This window comes from Micromonospora sp. M42, assembly GCF_000568915.1.
Lineage (GTDB): Bacteria > Actinomycetota > Actinomycetes > Mycobacteriales > Micromonosporaceae > Micromonospora > Micromonospora chalcea.
The window spans coordinates 1397072-1399205 of record NZ_KK037233.1 but is presented as its reverse complement, the minus strand read 5'-3'; the positions used below and the strand labels follow the sequence as shown (position 1 = coordinate 1399205).

Annotated in this window: 1 protein-coding gene and 1 pseudogene; both read left to right on the top strand. The window is 78.0% G+C overall.

Annotated features, from left to right (window positions below; translation table 11 throughout):
* Positions 1 to 29: 29 nt before the first annotated feature.
* Positions 30 to 1031: pseudogene (locus MCBG_RS33710) on the top strand (condensation domain-containing protein); the annotation flags it as partial.
* Between the two features lie 268 nt (positions 1032 to 1299).
* Positions 1300 to 2134 (top strand): condensation domain-containing protein (locus MCBG_RS33705; RefSeq protein ID WP_255358585.1); only part of this gene is annotated, 835 nt, incomplete at its 3' end.

Genomic DNA, 2134 nt, shown 5'->3' with positions numbered 1-2134 from the left:
AGCGCATCGAGCTGGGCGAGATCGAGGCGGTGCTGGCCGCCTGCCCCGGCGTCGAGCGCGTCGCGGTGGAGGCGGTGCCCGGCCCGGCCGGCGCCGAGCTGGTCGCGTTCCTCACCCCGGCCGGCGCGCCCGGCGACGACGAGCTGCGGGCGTACGCGGCGACGCGGCTGACCACCGCGATGCTGCCGGCCCGGACGGTGCGGCTGGACGCGCTGCCGGTCAGCCCGGTCACCGGCAAGCTGGACCGGCCGGCGCTGCGCGAACTGGCCGCGGCGACCCCGGCCGCAGTCGCCGACGCGTCCGCCGACGACGACCCGGTGACGGCGGCGGTCCGGCGCGTCTGGACCCGGCTGCTCGGCGCCGCGCCCGCCCCGGACAGCGACTTCCTCGCCGCCGGCGGCAACTCCATCGCCGCGATGCGGCTGGTCGCGGCGCTGCGCGCGGAGCTGGGCCGGCAGGTGGACACCCGGGTGCTGTTCGCCGACCGCACGTTCGCCGCGCTGGTGGACCGGGTCCGCGCCGCCGACCCGGCCGACGCCGACGGGCTGACCACCGGCAACCCGCCGACGCTGTCCCCGCCGCAGCGGCGGCTGTGGTTCATGGACCAGCTCGCCCCCTCCAGCGCGCCGTACAACATCGCCGTCGCGCACCGGCTGCGCGGGCCGCTGGACGTCGCCGCGCTCGGCGCCGCGCTGCGGGCCGTCGCCGAACGGCACGACGTGCTGCGCTGGCGGATCCCGCAGAACGGCGGCGTGCCGTACGCGGTCCGCGAGGAACCCACCGACGTGGCGGTGCCGGTGGTCGACCTGACCGCCGCCGCCGACCCGGACACCGAGCTGGCCGGCATGCTCGCGGCCGGCGCCGGGCACGCGTTCGACCTGGCCACCGGCCCGCCCTGGCAGGTGACCGTGTACCGGCTCGCCGCGCAGGAGCACGTGCTCGCGGTCACCGTGCACCATGCGGTCTTCGACGGCTGGTCCGAGGCGCTGCTCTACGACGAGCTGGCGCTCGCGTACGCCCGCGCGCTCGGCCGGTCCGTGCCGGGCCGCCCGCCGCTGCCCGCCACGTACGCCGACTACGCGGTGTGGCGCCCGACCGGGACCGGCGCCGCGGAGAGACCGACCTGGCCTGGTGGACCGCGCACCTGGCCGGCGCGCCGACGGTGCTGGACCTGCCCCGCGACCGGCCCCGCCCGGCCGTGCAGACGTACGCCGGCGCGGAGGCCGCGGTACGGCTGGACGAGGCCGCCGACCGGGACGTGCGCGACCTGCCGCGCGGCGCGGCACCACAGTCGCCGCGGTGCTGCTGGCCGCGTTCGGCGAGCTGCTGCGCCGGGTCACCGGCGGCGACGAGCACGTGCTCGGCGCGATCGTCGCCGACCGGCGGCTGGCCGCGTTCGACGAGGTGATCGGGTTCTTCATCGACACCGTGCCGGTGCGGGTCCGCTCCGGCGGCGCGAGCTTCGCCGAGCAAGTCGACCGGGCCGCCGCCGAGCTGCACGAGGTCACCGCCCACCCGGGCGCGCCGCTGGAACGCATCGTGGAGGCGCTCGGCGTGGGCCGGGACACCTCCCGCGCCCCGCTGGTGCAGGTGCTGTTCAACGTGCTCAACTTCGCCCCGCCCCGGCTGGCGCTGACCGGCCTGGCGGCCGAGCCGGTGTCGGTGCCCAAGCCCGGCTCGCCGTTCGACCTGACCGTCTACGTGGTGGAGCGCGACGGGCGGGCCGGCGTCGAGGTGGTGCACAACCCGGACCTGTTCACCGCCGAGCGGATCAGCGCGCTCCTGGCCGACCTGGCCGCCCTGGTCGGCGCGCTCGCCGCCGACCCGGACGCGCCGGCCGCCGAGGTGGCGCCCGAGCTGCCCCGCCCGGCGGTGCGTGTGGCCGCGCTCGGCGCGATGACCGTCGCCACCGCCGAACCGGCCCGCGCGCCGCTGCCCACCGGCTCGGACGCGCTCACCGGCACCGAGGAGCTGATCGCCGGCATCTGGCGCGACGTGCTCGGCCGGGACACCGTCGGCGTCACCGACAACTTCTTCGACATCGGCGGCCACTCGATGGCCCTGGCCGCCGTGTACGCCCGGCTCACCGAGGCCACCGGCCGCTCCCCCTCGCCATGCTCGACCTGTTCCGCCA